Raw genomic sequence first — 14,470 nt, 5'->3', positions numbered from 1 at the left:
TTTCAGGTGTCTCTTGTGGGCTGGGCCGTCTTCGTTGACCGGCCGCATGTGGAGCGGCCGTGCAACCTCGTCGCTACGGCTGCGAATTCACACATGAAAAAGCCCCGGGGCAGGGGCCACGGGGCTTGGTGTCCGAGTCAGAAGAACTTACTCGGCGCTGGGAGGCACATAGCCGGCTGCGGCATCGGCACCGCCGCCAAAGAAATGGTTTTCCATCTGGCGAGCCAGATACTGGCGGGCGCGGGCGTCGGCCAGGTTCAGACGGTTTTCATTGATCAGCATGGTCTGGTGCTTGAGCCAGTCGGCCCAGGCCTGCTTGCTCACGCTTTCATAGATACGCTTGCCCAGTTCGCCCGGGGCAGGAGGGAAATCCAGGCCTTCAGCGTCTTGACCAAGCTTGATGCAGTGAACGGTACGTGCCATGTGTAGGGTCCTCTTGGTTGATTTCAGATGTTTGGGTAATAACAAACTGAAATCTTAGTAGTTTGAGTTTTAAGAATGCGGCTCAAGAATGCATAGCAACGGGGCAGAAGCCCGTTAACCATTCACTCCAAGAACACAGTCCAATGAAAAATCGTCGCAACTTTATCAAGTTTCCTCTGGCTGCCGGTCTGATTGCTGGCTTGACCCTCTCGGCTCTGCCCACATTGCCCGCTTTTGCGCAAACCGGCGTTCAACTGCTCAACGTTTCCTACGACCCCACACGCGAGCTGTATGTGAACTACAACCAGGCGTTCGCCAAGCACTGGAAGGCCACGCAGAACCAGGATGTGACCATCAAGCAGTCGCATGGCGGCTCGGGCAAGCAGGCACGCTCCATCATCGACGGCATCGAAGCTGATGTGGCCACGCTGGCCCTGGCCGGCGATATCGACGCCCTGGTCAAGAACGGCAATGTCAAGGCCGACTGGCAAAAGCGCCTGCCGCACAACAGCGCGCCGTATAGCTCCACCATCGTGTTCCTGGTCAAGAAGGGCAATCCCAAGGGCATCAAGGATTGGGACGATCTGGTCAAGCCCGGCATCCAGGTGATCACGCCCAACCCCAAGACTTCGGGTGGTGCGCGCTGGAACTATCTGGCGGCCTGGGAATTTGCCAAGCGCAAGTACGGCGGCGATGCGCAGGCCAAGGATTTCATCACCAAGCTCTACAAGAACGTGCCCGTGCTGGACACCGGCGCGCGCGGCTCCACCGTGACCTTTGTGCAGCGCGGTCTGGGTGATGTGCTGCTGGCCTGGGAGAACGAGGCCTATCTGGCGCTCAAGGAGTTCGGTCCCGAGAAGTTCCAGATCGTCGCGCCTTCGCTGTCCATTCTGGCCGAGCCTTCGGTGGCCGTGGTCGACAAGGTGGTCGATAAAAAGGGCACGCGCACGGTAGCCGAGGCCTATCTGAAGTATCTGTACTCCGAAGAGGCACAGCGCATCGCTGGCAAGAACTTCTACCGTCCGACCGATGCCAAGGTGGCTGCCGAGTTTGCCGGCCAGTTCCCCAAGCTGGAGCTGTTCACCATCGACAAGGCTTTTGGCGGCTGGGCAGCGGCAGACAAGGCCCACTTTGCCGACGGCGGCAGCTTCGACCAGATCTACACCAAGAAATAAGTGAAACGCAGGGCGGGAGCGCGATCAGTGCTCCTGTCTTTGCAATAACAAAAAGATAGAGCCAAGCCATGTCGATTTTGCTGATTGCCGGTAGTCCCTCGCAGCCTTCGCGCTCCAGTGCCCTGCTCAATGCCGTGGCTGCCCGCCTGCAGGCACAGGGCCTGAGCACCGAGCCCGTGCTGCAGCTCAACCAGCTGGACCCTGCAGCCCTGTTGCATGCCCGCTTCGATCACCCCGAGATTCGTGCCGTGACCGATAGAGTGGCCCAGGCCGACGCGGTGGTAGTGGCCACACCCGTTTACAAGGCGGCCTATAGCGGCCTGCTCAAGGTCTTTCTCGATGTGTTGCCGCAGACGGCGCTCAAGGGCAAGCTGGTACTGCCTCTGGCCACTGGCGGCAGCCCTCACCATATGCTGGCGCTGGACTATGCGCTGCGCCCCGTGCTGCAGTCGCTTGGCGCACGCCACATACTGCCCGGCATTTATGCCACCGACCAGGGTGTGCCCCTGCTGCCTGAAGGTGGTTATGGCCTGGCCCCCGAGATCGCCGGGCGCGTCGAGGATGCCGCCCAGTTGCTGGTCACCGATCTGCGCCGCAGTGCCCAATGGGCCGCAGCCAATGACTTTGAAAGCATCGCGTTCTCCGACGTGCGATGTAGCGTTTAAGTAGGTCCCCCTGAGCGGCTTTGCCGCTTCCCCCAGGGGACGACGACCTTTGCTGCGGGGCGGCGGGGCCGCCTAGGCCCTTGCTGGCCGTCCTTTCTCGCAGCGTTGACGCATTTACCATTTTTTTGATAGCAGTTCCCGCACTGCGAAGGCCGAGTTGCGTCTGAAATCAGGCTGAAGGTGCGCCTGAAGTGTGTGGACTGCAAGCTCCAAGGATTGATTTCTCATGACCGATCGCAACAACACTTCTGTCGTCATTTCGTCGCATTTGCTGAGCACCACACGCCGTCAGTGGCTGGCGGGTACGGCAGCCTCGGCGCTGGCCCTGGCTTCGGGCGGACTGCATGCGCAGCAGGGCAATGGCACGGCAGGGGGGCAGCGCGTGCTGCGCGTGGGCCATCAAAAAGGCTGGCTGTCGATTCTCAAGAATCGCGGCACCCTGGAAAAGCGCCTGACCCCGCTGGGCGTGGCCGTGCGCTGGGTTGAGTTCAATGCCGGACCTGTGCAACTGGAAGCGCTCAATGTCGGCTCGATTGACTTTGGCGATGTGGGCGAGGCCCCGCCCATCTTTGCCCAGGCCGCCGGTGCACCCCTGGTCTATGCGGGTGCCACGGTGGCGCGTCCCGGTCTGGAAGCGGTGATCGTGCCCAAGGGCTCGGCGATCCGCAGCGTGGCCGACCTCAAGGGCAAGCGCATTGCCTACAACAAGGGCTCCAACGTTCATTACTTCCTGGTCAAGCTGCTGGAAAAGCATGGCCTCAAGTACGGTGATGTGCAGTCGGTCTTTCTGGCGCCTCCCGATGCGCGTGCCGCGTTCGAGAAAGGCTCGGTCGATGCCTGGGTGATCTGGGACCCGTTCCTGGCCTCGGCCCAGAAGGCTCTGGATGCACGCCTGCTGGCCGATGCCAAGGGCGTGGTCAACAACCGCGCCTACTACTTCACCTCGCGTGACTATGCGAGCCGCAATGCCGACGTGCTGCGCATCGCGATCGAGGAAATTGCCGCCATCGATGCCTGGGCCAGCAAGAACAAGAGCGCAGCAGCGGCAGAGCTGTCGCAGATCCTGGGCCTGGATACCGCCGTGACCGAGCTGTACCTGAGCCGTACCGAGTTCGGCACCAAGGCCGTGAATGCCGAAATCCTGGGCGAGCAGCAAAAGATTGCCGACACCTTCTTCGATCTCAAGCTGATCCCCAAGAAGCTCAATTTGCTGCATGCCGCGCCCGTGGACTTGCTGGCCAGCCGTTGATTCATGAAAAGGTCATTGCCATGAGTTCAGCATCCTCTTCACCCCGTTTCCATCGCGGCCGTCGCCAGGCTCTGCAACTGCTGGGCACCACGGCTTTCAGCTGGACCCTGGCCGCCTATTACGCCAACGATGCACTGGCCCAGCCTGTGCCGGTTGTTGCGGCTCCGGCCCAGTTGCGCATCGGCTATCAGAAGTCGGCAGTCAATCTGGTCGTGCTCAAGCAGCATGGCGTTCTGGAAAAGCGCTTTCCAGGCACCAAGATCAGCTGGCTGGAGTTTCCAGCCGGGCCGCAGTTGCTGGAGGCGCTGTCGGCCGGAAGCCTGGACTTCGGCTTGACCGGCGATTCTCCGCCTGTGTTTGCCCAGGCTGCGGGCAAGGACCTGCGCTATGTAGGGGCCGAGCCGCCCAAGCCCGAAAGCTCGGCCATTCTGGTGCTCGCCGATTCGCCGCTGAAGACCCTGGCCGACCTCAAAGGCAGGCGCGTGGCGCTGCAAAAAGGCTCAAGCGCCCATTACCTGCTGGTGCGTGCGCTGGACAAGGCCGGTATTGCCTGGGCCGATATTCAGCCTGTGTATCTGGCCCCGGCCGATGCGCGTGCAGCGTTCGAGCGCGCAAGCGTCGATGCCTGGGCCATCTGGGACCCGTTCTATGCGGCCACCGAGCTGAGCATCCGAACACGCGCGCTCAGCAGCGGCGAGGGCCTGACGGGCAACAACTCGTTCTATCTGGCCTCGCGCGGCCTGGTCGAGCACCATCCCCAGCTCATCAAGGCTTTGTTCGACGAGCTCACGCGTGCCGACCAGCTGGTGCAGGCCTCGCGCAAGGAGGCCGTGCAACTGCTGGCCGCTTTCAGCGGGCTGGATGCGAATGTGGTCAGCCGCTTCATCGGCCGCAGGCCCAGCTCGCCGACCACGCTGCTCAATCCCGCCATCGTGGTCGAGCAGCAGCGCGTGGCCGATGCCTTTTTTCGACTGGGCGTGATTCCACGCCAGGTGAAGGTGGCCGAGATCGTCTGGCAGCCCACAGCGGCTGAATACGCAGGCTATGGCCAGGCGAGCCCCGCCGCTTCATCCATCACGCCCGCCGTGGCATCCAGGTTCTAAATCAGGTTCAAGGAGATTTCGTCATGCAAGTGTTCTGGTTCATTCCCACCCATGGTGATGCCCGCTACCTGGGCAGCAGCGAAGGCGCACGCCAGCTGAACCATGACTATGTCAAGCAGGTGGCCGTGGCAGCCGACAGCCTGGGTTACGAAGGCGTGCTGATTCCCACGGGCCGCTCCTGCGAAGATCCCTGGGTAGTGGCGTCCAGTCTGCTGCCCGTCACCAAGCGCCTGAAGTTTCTGGTGGCCGTGCGTCCAGGACTGCATCAGCCCAGCCTGGCTGCGCGCATGGCGGCCAGCTTTGACCGCCTCTCGGGTGGACGTCTGCTGATCAATCTGGTCACCGGCGGCGATCAGGCCGAGCTGGAGGGTGATGGCGTGTTACTCGATCATGCGACGCGCTATGAACAATCGGCCGAGTTCATCGAGATCTGGCGCGAGATTCTGGCACGCAGCCATGAGGGAAAGTCGCTGGATTTCGAAGGTCGGCATCTGCAGGTCAAGGGGGCCAAGCTGCTGTTCCCGCCGCTGCAAAAACCCTATCCGCCAGTGTATTTCGGCGGCTCTTCGCCTGCCGCCCATGAGCTGGCGGCAGAGCAGGTCGATGCCTATCTGACCTGGGGCGAGCCGCCGGCCGAAGTCGCCAAAAAGATTGCCGACGTGCGCGAGAAGGCCGAGCGCCGTGGCCGCAAGGTCAAGTTCGGCATCCGCCTGCATGTGATTGTGCGCGAGACCGATGAGGAGGCATGGGCCGACGCCGAGCGCTTGATCAGCCGCCTCAAGGACGAGACCGTGGTACAGGCCCAGGCCGCGTTTGCGCGCATGGACTCCGAAGGCCAGCGCCGCATGGCCCAGCTGCATGCGGGTGGCACCAAGCGTAGCCGCAAGGACCTGGAGATCAGCCCCAATCTATGGGCTGGCGTGGGTCTGGTGCGTGGCGGCGCGGGCACGGCACTGGTGGGAAGCGCCCAGACTGTGGCCGACCGTATCAAGGAATATGCCGATCTGGGCATAGACACCTTTGTGCTCTCGGGCTACCCGCATCTCGAGGAAGCCTATCGCTTTGCCGAGCTGGTCTTCCCGCTGTTGCCGGTCAACGTGCAGGAAAAGCTGGGCGGCGGCAATCCGGGCGGCCCGTTTGGAGAAACCGTGGCCAATCTGTACTCGCCGGGAGCCGCTGCTCCGGCAGCCACTGCTTCGGCAGCCGCTGCTGCGGAGCGCGAGCAGATCCGAGTGTCCCAAAGCTGAAGGAGAGGGTATGAGTGATGTTCAAACGCTGACGTTGCAATCTGCGGCTCAGCCTGCAAGTCCGCCGGTGCCGCGCCTGGAGTTGCTGGCGCGTCAGTTCGCTTTGCGGCTGCTGCCCTGGCTGTTGCCGGTCGCGCTGATCGCTGCCTGGCAGGCCGCATCGGCCTGGGGCTGGCTGTCCACGCGGGTGCTGCCCGCACCGCTGGATGTGTTGCGTGCCGCCTGGGCTCTGGCAGAGTCGGGCGAGTTATGGACGCATGTCAAGGTCAGTGCCGGGCGTGCGCTGGCGGGGCTGGCCATTGGCGGCAGCCTGGGCTTGCTGCTGGGTTTGCTCACAGGCTCGCTGCGCTGGGCCGAGACGCTGCTCGATTCCACGATCCAGATGGTGCGCAACATCCCTGCGCTGGCGCTGATTCCGCTGGTCATTCTGTGGTTCGGCATCGACGAATCGGCCAAGCTGTTTCTGATCAGCGTCTCGGTGTTCTTTCCCATCTATCTGAACACCTTTCACGGCATTCGCAACGTGGACCCGGGCCTGATCGAGATGGGCCGCAGCTACGGTCTCACGCGGTGGCAGTTGTATCGCGACATCGTCTTGCCGGGAGCGCTGTCTTCCATCCTAGTGGGCTTGCGTTTTTCGCTCGGGCTGATGTGGGTGATTCTGATCGTGGCCGAGACCATCTCTGCCCAGGCTGGCATCGGCTACCTGACCATGAATGCGCGTGAGTTCCTGCAGACCGATGTGGTGTTGGTGGGCATCTTGCTCTACGCAATCCTGGGCAAGCTGGCCGATGTGTTTGCCCGTTCGCTGGAGCGCTGGTGGCTGCGCTGGCATCCGAGTTATGGAGCCCCCTGAGCCGCATTGCGGCTTCCCCCAGGGGACGACAGCCTCGCTGCGCGGCGGCGCTTGCTCGCTGTCACGCGCATGTGCTGCGCCAGTTTTGAACAGACAAAGACGGGAGTTGGTGATGAGCAGTTTGTGGGATCGTTTGACGCAGTCGCTGGTGGGTGCCGGTGCCTTGAATGCGCGTCAGCCGCTGGTGGCATGGGAGGCATCCTGGGACGAGGCCGAGGCCTTGCAGGCTAGCGGCAAGCTGTGGCACAGGGCCGAGGATGCGGAAGAGGAAAAAAAAGACAGCAGCCAGCAGCCCGATGCGCAGCAGAAAGAGCAGACCGAGGGCACGCAGGGCGTGCATTTGCAGACTCGGCAGCTGACCAAGCGCTATGGCGAGCGTGAAGTGCTCAGGCAGGTACAGCTCGATGTTCAGCCTGGCGAGTTCATCGCCATCGTTGGGCGCAGCGGCTGCGGCAAGTCCACCTTGCTGCGCCTTGTGGCAGGGCTGGAAGAGGCCAGTGCGGGGCAACTGCTGATCGATGCGGGCGATGCGCGCGAGCAGCGCCGGCAAAACAGGGATACGCGCATCATGTTTCAGGACGCGCGTCTGCTGCCCTGGAAGCGGGTACTGGACAACGTGATTCTGGGTCTGCCTGATTCGGCGCGCGAGCGCGGCCGCAAGGTGCTGGCGCAGGTGGGACTGGCTGACCGCGAAAATGAATGGCCGGCGCGGCTGTCGGGCGGCCAGCGCCAGCGCGTCGCCCTGGCCCGTGCCCTGGTTCACCAGCCGCGACTGCTGCTGCTCGACGAGCCGCTGGGCGCTCTCGATGCGCTGACTCGCATCGAAATGCACCGTCTCATCGAAGGTCTGTGGCGCAGTCATGGCTTCACGGCCTTGCTGGTCACTCACGATGTACAGGAGGCCGTGGCCCTGGCAGACCGCGTGGTGCTGATCGAGGATGGGCGCATTGCGCTCGACGAGCGCATCGATTTGCCGCGCCCGCGTGTGCATGGCGATGCCCGCTTTGCCGCGCTGGAGACACGCATTCTGGATCGCGTGCTGCAAAAGCCCGAGTCGGAACAGGCCGCCGGATTGCCGAGCTGGCCTGGCGTGCCGGCTACTGGCCTGCGCTGGGCGATTTGAGCATCCAACGAAAACAAAGAGAAACAGGCGGCTGGCGCAGCCGCAAGCTGTGCCGCCTGCCATCAAGATATGAATTTTCAGCAACTGCGTTCGGTCCGGGAAACGGCAAGGTGTGGCTTCAATCTGACCGAAGTGGCGGCCATGCTCCACACTTCGCAGCCCGGCGTGAGCCGGCAGATTCGCGAGCTCGAGGAGGAGTTGGGTATCGATATCTTTGTGCGCGCCGGCAAGCGCCTGACGGGGCTGACGCCGCCAGGCACGGCCTTGCTGCCGATTGTCGAGCGCATGCTGCTCGAAGCCGACAATCTGCGTCGCGCGGGCGAGGATTTCCACGCCAGCGAGCGCGGCGGCCTGTCGATTGCTGCCACGCATTCCCAGGCACGCTATGCCTTGCCCCAGGTGGTGCGTGATTTCCGCAGGCTCTACCCCCAGGTTTCGCTGCATCTGCATCAGGGCTCGCCACGCCAGGTGGCCGAGATGCTGCTCTCGGGCGAGGCCGATATCGGCGTGGCCACCGAGGCGCTGGGAAGCTATGAGAACCTGGTGACCCTGCCTTGCTATCGCTGGTCGCACAGCGTGGTCGTTCCGCCCGGCCATGAACTGCTCGATACAGAAGGAGCCCTGACGCTGCAAGCGCTGGCGCGCCACCCCATCATCACCTACGAACAGGGCTACACCGGGCGTGCCCATATCGACAAGGCGTTTGCGGCGACCGGGCTGGTGCCCGATGTGGTGCTCACCGCCATGGATGCCGATGTAATCAAGACCTATGCGGAGCTGGGTATGGGCGTGGGCATCATTGCCTCCATCGCTTTCGATGCCGAGCGTGACCGCCATCTGCGCGCCATCGATGCCCGCCATCTGTTCGAGGTCAATCTCACGCGCCTGGCTCTGCGCCGCGATGCCTGGCTGCGCGGCTACGCCTATGCCTTCATCGAGAGCTTTGTGCCTACGCTGACGCCCGAGGTGGTGCGTGCGGCACTGCAATCTGCCGAAGGCTGAATTTCAACTCGAATCTCCTGAAAGAGCTTCAAGCCCCGGTATGGCACTACATGGGCGACTGCGCAGCAGGGACTGGCACAGGTGGTGCTCAATGTCTCGCGCTTTTTGCGCAGCCATATCGTGGTGATGGGCGTCTTTGTCTCCGCTCGATCGCGCTGCCGCTCGATGCCTGGCCGCGCGGGCTCGTGCCACGCTATGGTCACTGATTTTCATAAGATGTTTTGGGTATAAAAATTTTTGTTTTTATTCTTTTGAGTTTTTTGGAGAAGGTTTCAGAATCGTTTTCATGCAGTGCAGCAAGCGCTGTTTTCAAAACCTTCACGCTTTCTCAGGAGAATCTACATGTCTATTCAAGCCATCAACGTACGCAACCAGTTCAAGGGCAAGGTCAAGGAAATCATCCGTGGTGATGTGGTCTCGGAGGTGGATGTCGAGACGCCCTGGGGCATCGTCACGTCGGTGATCACCACGCGCTCGGTCAATGACCTGGGTTTGGCGGTGGGTTCGGAGGTTGTAGCTCTGGTCAAGTCCACCGAGGTGTCCATCGCCAAGCTGTAAATCTCATTGACTCTCAAAGAGCACCCAGCGCAGGTACTGCTTGCGCTGGGTGCTTTCTTTTTTGGACCCGCTAATACCCACCCTTGATATGTCGTTGCCTCGTCTTGCCGTACTTTTGTACTGTCTGCAGCTTCGCGCCTGGTCTCAATAGCAGACCTGGGGCTTGCTGGGTGGTGTTGGCGGCTCTGAGGGGCGTGGTGAGTATCGGGCGCACAGCGCCGAATGGGCATGGCCTATGAGCAGTGGACAGCAAGCAAGGGCCTTGGCGGCCCCGCCACCCTGCAGCGAGGCTGTCGTCCCCCTTCGCGAAGCTGAGAGGGGGAAGGCGCAAAGCGCCTCAGGGCGGCTATTCCAGCGTCATCAATGCCGCATTGCCGCCCGCTGCCGCCGTGTTGTGCGACAGAGCTCGTTCATGCCAGAGCCGTTCCAGCCGAACGGGCTGGCCTGCCACACAGCGTGTGGGCAGTATCAGCGGGCCGGGGCGCCTTGCCAGGGCCTGCGCCCAGCGTAGAAATTGGGGGGCGTCGCATTCCAGCAGGGCTGAATCCATGGGCTCGGTTTCCGCAATTTCCTCGATGCTGAGATCTGCAGGCAACAGCAGCACCTGACGGCGCAGTGGCTCTGGCAGCTTGCCGTGAACCGCGGTGCCTAGCGGGCCGGGCACCCACAATGCTTGCGAGCCGCAGGCCAGTGCAGCCGCCAGTTGCTGCAGCAGCATGGTTCTTTCCTGCGCCAGGCACAGTGTGCGCGGCTTGCCAAGCAACTGGTAGAGATTGCGCTCGCCTGTGGGGCCGGGCAGCAGGCGCGCGGCATGCAGATCGGGCAGGGCCGATTGCAGGCGCTCGCAATCATGGCTGACGATGGCCTCACCATGCTGCCTGGCCCAGTGGCCCAGCTGCCGCAAGGCGGTCGCCGCTGCTGCCGTGACGGGCGTGGCACTGGCCTGTGCCTCTCCGGATTGATGCAGCAGCAGACTGAGCAAACGCAGGGGCGAGCCGGGTGTCTGCTGCAGGCGTGGCAGATACAGCGGGCCGCCGGCCTTGGGACCGGTGCCCGACAGCCCTTCGCCGCCAAAGGGCTGAACACCGACCACGGCCCCCACCATATTGCGATTCACATACAGGTTGCCGACATGTGCCGCCTGAGCGACCTGCTGCACGGTTTCGTCGATGCGCGTGTGCAATCCCATGGTCAGGCCGTAGCCCAGGGCGTTGATGCGCTCCAGCAATTGCGGCAACTCGCGCCGTTGATAGCGCAGTACATGGAGTACGGGGCCGAAGACTTCGCGCTTGAGCTGATGCAGGTCGGGCAGCTCGATCAGCGTAGGCGCCACAAAATGCCCTTGTGCGGCAGTTTCCGGGCCCAGCGGTGATTGATGGATGCGCAGACCCAGAGCTCTGAGTCTGGCGATATGCCGCTCGATACCAGTCTTGGCATCGGCATCGATCACGGGCCCCACATCGGTGGCCAGTTCGGCCGGGTTGCCGCAATGCAGCTCTTGCATGGCACCGCGCAGCATGACCAGCAGCCGGTCGGCGCAGTCGTTTTGCACGCACAGCAGGCGCAGAGCCGAGCAGCGCTGGCCCGCGCTGTCAAAGGCGGATGCAGCAATGTCCTGCACGGCTTGCTCGACCAGGGCGGACGAGTCCACCAGCATGGCGTTCTGGCCGCCGGTTTCGGCCACCAGCACCACAGGCTGGCCGTCGGGGCGCAGCCGTGCGGCGGTCTGCAGAGCCAGCAGTCGCGCCACCTCGGTGGAGCCGGTGAACAGCACGCCTGCCACGCGCGCATCGGCCACCAGCGCGGCGCCTACGGTCTCGCCCCGGCCGGGCAGCAATTGCAGAACGTCTGGCGCAATGCCGGCCTGATGCAGCAGGCGCACGGCTTCAAGGGCGATCAGCGGGGTCTGCTCGGCGGGCTTGGCCAGCACCACATTGCCAGCGCCCAGGGCGGCTGCGACCTGGCCGGTGAAGATGGCCAGTGGAAAATTCCAGGGGCTGATGCAGACCACAGGGCCGATGCCGGGGGCGAGCAGATCCGCATCGGCCTGCCGCCGGATCTGAGCCGCGTAATAGCGCAGAAAGTCCACGGCCTCGCGCACCTCGGACACGGCATTGGCCGCAGTCTTGCCAGCTTCGCGCATCAGCAGGCTCATCAGTGGATGCATCTGCGCTTCAAAGAGCTCTGCTGCGGTCTGCAGCAGACTGGCACGCAGCTCGGCCGGGCTGGCTTGCCAGGCGGTCTGGGCCTGTGCGGCTGCGTGCAGCGCCTGCTGGATCTGCACGGGCCCTGCATCGCTGACATAGCCCAGCAGCTCCTGATGGCTGGCCGGGTTGGTTATGGCTGTGCCGATGGTGTCGGCGGCATGCACGGCATGGACACCCTGGCGAAGTGGTGCGGGCCGGCTTTGCGCAAGCGCTTGAGACAGAGCGCTCAACACACCGTCATCGCTCAGGTCCAGGCCTGAGGAGTTGCTGCGCTGTTCGCCCAGCAGATCGCGCGGCAGCACTATGCGGGGATGGGGCAGGCCTATGGCATCGACCGCAATCAAAGTCTCCACCCCGGCTCGGTTTTGGGGATCCGGTTGGCCCTCAGCCCAGACTTGGTCTGCAGGGGCAGCTATCAAATCAGAGATGGGCCAGTCGGGGTTGGCGATGCGGTGCACGAATGAGCTGTTGGCGCCGTTTTCCAGCAGGCGGCGAACCAGATAGGCCAGCAGTGTCTCGTGCGTACCCACGGGAGCATAGATGCGGCATGGGCGGCGTGCGGCCTTGTCTTCGGCCTCGACCACATGCAGGTAGAGCTGCTCGCCCATGCCGTGCAGGCATTGAAACTCGTAACGTCCGGCGCTGTAGGGTTGGGCACCGGCCAATGATTCGATGCTGGCCACGGTCTGGGCGTTATGGGTGGCGAATTGCGGGTAGATGGCGCTGGGTGCGGCCAGCAGCTTGCGAGCACAGGCGATATAGGCCACATCGGTGTGGTGCTTGCGGGTGTAGACCGGGTAGTCGTTCAGACCGTCGATCTGGGCGCGCTTGATTTCGCTGTCCCAGTAGGCGCCTTTGACCAGGCGCACCATCAGACGGCGCTCGCTGCGACGGGCCAGATCGATCAGATAGTCGATCACATAGGGACAACGTTTCTGATAGGCCTGAATCACAAAGCCCAGGCCGTTCCAGCCTGCCAGGCCAGGGGCGTGGGCCAGTTGCTCCAGTAGGTCCAGCGACAGCTCCAGGCGGTCGGCTTCTTCTGCGTCGATATTGAGCCCTATGTCGTAGCTGCGTGCCAGCTCGCACAGTTGCAGCACGCGCGGCAGCAGCTCGCTCATCACGCGCTGCCATTGCGCGCGGCTGTAGCGCGGGTGCAGGGCGCTGAGCTTGATGGAAATGCCAGGCCGTTCATAGACGCCCTTGCCGTCAGCGGCCTTGCCGATTGCATGAATCGCATTCACATAGGACTGCATGTAGCGCTGCGCGTCCTCAGCGGAGAGGGCGGCCTCGCCGAGCATGTCGTAGGAATAGCGAAAGCCTCTGGCCTGCAGCTCGCGTGCACGCTCCAGAGCCTGGGAAATGGTCTCGCCCATCACAAACTGCTCACCCATCAAGCGCATGGCCATGTCCACGCCCTTGCGCACCAGCGGCTCGCCGCCCCTGGCTGTGATGCGTTTGAGTGCCGCGAGCAGGCCTGACTCGCTATGCGTATCGACCAGCTTTCCGGTGACCACCAGTCCCCAGGCGGCAGCATTGACAAAGAGCGAGGGGCTCTTGCCCAGATGAGCCTGCCAGTCGCCGCCGCGCAGCTTGTCGCGGATCAGTGCATCACGGGTGGCTGCATCGGGGATGCGCAGCAAGGCTTCGGCCAGGCACATCAGCGCCACACCTTCCTGCGAGGACAGCGAAAACTCCTGCAGCAGACCTTGCACCAGCCCCTGGCGCCCGGCGCTGGCGGGTTGGGCGCGCAACTGCTCGACCAGCTTTTGCGCATGGGCAGCGACCTGGGCAGCCTCGGCGGGCGGCAGCGTGGCTGCCGGTAGCAGCCGGGCCACGGCATCGGACTCGGCCATGCGGGTGGCGCAACTGATGGCTTGACGCAGTTCATCGGCAGGGCGGCTGGAATCTGGCAGCGCAGTGAAAGTCGGCATGTCTGTGCAGGTGTCGTTGAGCCTGGACGCGAGCGGGTGCGCGGCCTTCACCATGTTCACAGCTGCATTGCATGCGGCCCGGGCGCAGCTGTCTACATAGGGAAAATCATTGCTGGATTGTCGAAAAATTAATCACTATATTTAGTGAGTTAAAAAGAGGAATTCACCAATGATCGATGCTTCAGAAGTGGATATCGACAGGATTGATCGAAAAATACTGGCAATTCTGCAAACCGATGGACGCATCTCCAATCTGCGCCTGGCAGAGCAGGTGGCGCTGTCGCCCACAGCCGTACAGGCCCGCGTGGCCCGGCTTACGCGCGATGGTTACATCCTGGGCTACGAGGCGCGGCTGAACCCGCAGAAGCTGGGTGTGGGCATGACGGTGTTTGTTGAGGTGCTTCTGGACCGGACCACGCCCCATGTGTTTGACGAGTTCAAATCTGCAGTGCTTGCCTATCCGGCCATCATGGAGTGCCATATGGTGGCGGGCGGTTTTGACTATCTGCTCAAGACCCGCATGGCTGATATGGCTGCTTACCGCGACTTTGCGGGGCGGGTGCTGTGGCAGCTTCCCGGCGTGCGCGAGACCAGAACCTATGCGGTGATGGAGGAGATCAAGGACGATGCGAGGCTGCCTCTGTAGGAAAAAGGCGCTTTTGAATGAAGGACTCAGGGAGCTATATCTGCGTTGACGCGGGCTAGCAACAACTGCGTTTTCAGGAATGGGAGGGTCGCCAAAAACATGTAAATAATTGATACACACAGAGGTGGTCGTCGCAGTCCAGGCTGCGGCACAAAGCTGTGCAGTTTTTCTCGATTAATGACCAAAAAGTGGCATCTATGAGAGTCAATGCACCGGTAACCCAGCGGGAGTACAGCTTTGATGAGCATGCAACTCTGATGTCCACCACGGACACCGAGAGCT

The 14,470-nt window shown here is 62.6% G+C and carries 12 protein-coding genes; 10 read left to right on the top strand and 2 right to left on the bottom strand.

The features are described from left to right. Positions 1-147: 147 nt before the first annotated feature. Positions 148-423 (bottom strand): oxidative damage protection protein, encoded by a 276-nt coding sequence (locus CTATCC11996_RS23685; protein WP_003053502.1) that lies wholly within the window; start codon positions 421-423, stop codon positions 148-150. A gap of 143 nt (positions 424-566) precedes the next feature. On the opposite strand from CTATCC11996_RS23685, the gene CTATCC11996_RS23680 reads away from it, so the two are divergent. The 9 genes from CTATCC11996_RS23680 to CTATCC11996_RS23640 all read left to right on the top strand — a co-directional run bounded on the left by CTATCC11996_RS23680 (position 567) and on the right by CTATCC11996_RS23640 (position 9,401). Beyond that, on the top strand, positions 567-1,598 hold the full coding sequence (locus tag CTATCC11996_RS23680; protein ID WP_003081396.1) for a sulfate ABC transporter substrate-binding protein: 1,032 nt from the start codon (positions 567-569) through the stop codon (positions 1,596-1,598). A 68-nt stretch (positions 1,599-1,666) separates the two neighbouring features. Continuing rightward, positions 1,667-2,263: an NADPH-dependent FMN reductase gene (gene ssuE, locus CTATCC11996_RS23675; RefSeq protein WP_003081388.1), complete on the top strand. Its 597-nt coding sequence runs from the start codon at positions 1,667-1,669 to the stop codon at positions 2,261-2,263. Positions 2,264-2,489: 226 nt separating this feature from the next. Beyond that, positions 2,490-3,512, top strand: a complete 1,023-nt coding sequence (locus CTATCC11996_RS23670) for a sulfonate ABC transporter substrate-binding protein (protein ID WP_003081385.1) — start codon at positions 2,490-2,492, stop codon at positions 3,510-3,512. Positions 3,513-3,532: 20 nt separating this feature from the next. Then, positions 3,533-4,615: an aliphatic sulfonate ABC transporter substrate-binding protein gene (locus CTATCC11996_RS23665; protein WP_034350310.1), complete on the top strand. Its 1,083-nt coding sequence runs from the start codon at positions 3,533-3,535 to the stop codon at positions 4,613-4,615. A 23-nt stretch (positions 4,616-4,638) separates the two neighbouring features. Further along, complete coding sequence (gene ssuD, locus CTATCC11996_RS23660; protein WP_003081382.1) at positions 4,639-5,862, top strand: FMNH2-dependent alkanesulfonate monooxygenase; 1,224 nt, start codon at positions 4,639-4,641, stop codon at positions 5,860-5,862. Positions 5,863-5,872: 10 nt separating this feature from the next. Beyond that, on the top strand, positions 5,873-6,718 hold the full coding sequence (gene ssuC / locus CTATCC11996_RS23655) for an aliphatic sulfonate ABC transporter permease SsuC (RefSeq protein WP_003081380.1): 846 nt from the start codon (positions 5,873-5,875) through the stop codon (positions 6,716-6,718). Positions 6,719-6,830: 112 nt separating this feature from the next. Next, a complete protein-coding gene (locus tag CTATCC11996_RS23650) occupies positions 6,831-7,841 on the top strand; it encodes an ATP-binding cassette domain-containing protein (RefSeq protein ID WP_003081379.1) in 1,011 nt (336 codons plus the stop codon). Between the two features lie 69 nt (positions 7,842-7,910). After that, a complete protein-coding gene (locus CTATCC11996_RS23645; RefSeq protein ID WP_003081377.1) occupies positions 7,911-8,843 on the top strand; it encodes a CysB family HTH-type transcriptional regulator in 933 nt (310 codons plus the stop codon). Positions 8,844-9,185: 342 nt separating this feature from the next. Beyond that, complete coding sequence (locus CTATCC11996_RS23640; protein ID WP_003053517.1) at positions 9,186-9,401, top strand: TOBE domain-containing protein; 216 nt, start codon at positions 9,186-9,188, stop codon at positions 9,399-9,401. Positions 9,402-9,747: 346 nt separating this feature from the next. Here CTATCC11996_RS23640 and putA read toward each other — a convergent pair whose 3' ends face one another. Beyond that, positions 9,748-13,596 carry a trifunctional transcriptional regulator/proline dehydrogenase/L-glutamate gamma-semialdehyde dehydrogenase gene (gene putA / locus CTATCC11996_RS23635; protein WP_003081375.1) on the bottom strand — a complete coding sequence of 1,283 codons (3,849 nt, stop codon included), beginning with the start codon at positions 13,594-13,596 and terminating at the stop codon, positions 9,748-9,750. 115 nt (positions 13,597-13,711) lie between these two features. Between putA and CTATCC11996_RS23630 the strand changes: the two genes are divergently transcribed. Beyond that, the gene (locus tag CTATCC11996_RS23630) at positions 13,712-14,188 is read left to right on the top strand and encodes an Lrp/AsnC ligand binding domain-containing protein (RefSeq protein ID WP_003081373.1); all 477 of its coding nucleotides are present in this window, start codon (positions 13,712-13,714) and stop codon (positions 14,186-14,188) included. Positions 14,189-14,470 lie beyond the last annotated feature (282 nt).

It is taken from the genome of Comamonas testosteroni ATCC 11996 (genome assembly GCF_000241525.1).
GTDB classification, from domain to species: domain Bacteria; phylum Pseudomonadota; class Gammaproteobacteria; order Burkholderiales; family Burkholderiaceae_C; genus Comamonas; species Comamonas testosteroni.
The sequence above is the reverse complement of the archived record's forward strand: the minus strand, read 5'-3'. Positions and strand labels throughout refer to the sequence as shown.

Bases quoted from the DNA above. Each gene is read 5' to 3' on its own strand.
- ssuD (WP_003081382.1), top strand. From the start codon at position 4,639: ATGCAAGTGTTCTGGTTCATTCCCACCCATGGTGATGCCCGCTACCTG.
- ssuE (WP_003081388.1), top strand. From the start codon at position 1,667: ATGTCGATTTTGCTGATTGCCGGTAGTCCCTCGCAGCCTTCGCGCTCC.
- CTATCC11996_RS23670 (WP_003081385.1), top strand. From the start codon at position 2,490: ATGACCGATCGCAACAACACTTCTGTCGTCATTTCGTCGCATTTGCTG.
- putA (WP_003081375.1), bottom strand. From the start codon at position 13,596: ATGGTGAAGGCCGCGCACCCGCTCGCGTCCAGGCTCAACGACACCTGC.
- CTATCC11996_RS23650 (WP_003081379.1), top strand. From the start codon at position 6,831: ATGAGCAGTTTGTGGGATCGTTTGACGCAGTCGCTGGTGGGTGCCGGT.
- CTATCC11996_RS23630 (WP_003081373.1), top strand. From the start codon at position 13,712: ATGATCGATGCTTCAGAAGTGGATATCGACAGGATTGATCGAAAAATA.
- CTATCC11996_RS23685 (WP_003053502.1), bottom strand. From the start codon at position 423: ATGGCACGTACCGTTCACTGCATCAAGCTTGGTCAAGACGCTGAAGGC.
- CTATCC11996_RS23680 (WP_003081396.1), top strand. From the start codon at position 567: ATGAAAAATCGTCGCAACTTTATCAAGTTTCCTCTGGCTGCCGGTCTG.
- ssuC (WP_003081380.1), top strand. From the start codon at position 5,873: ATGAGTGATGTTCAAACGCTGACGTTGCAATCTGCGGCTCAGCCTGCA.
- CTATCC11996_RS23645 (WP_003081377.1), top strand. From the start codon at position 7,911: ATGAATTTTCAGCAACTGCGTTCGGTCCGGGAAACGGCAAGGTGTGGC.
- CTATCC11996_RS23640 (WP_003053517.1), top strand. From the start codon at position 9,186: ATGTCTATTCAAGCCATCAACGTACGCAACCAGTTCAAGGGCAAGGTC.
- CTATCC11996_RS23665 (WP_034350310.1), top strand. From the start codon at position 3,533: ATGAGTTCAGCATCCTCTTCACCCCGTTTCCATCGCGGCCGTCGCCAG.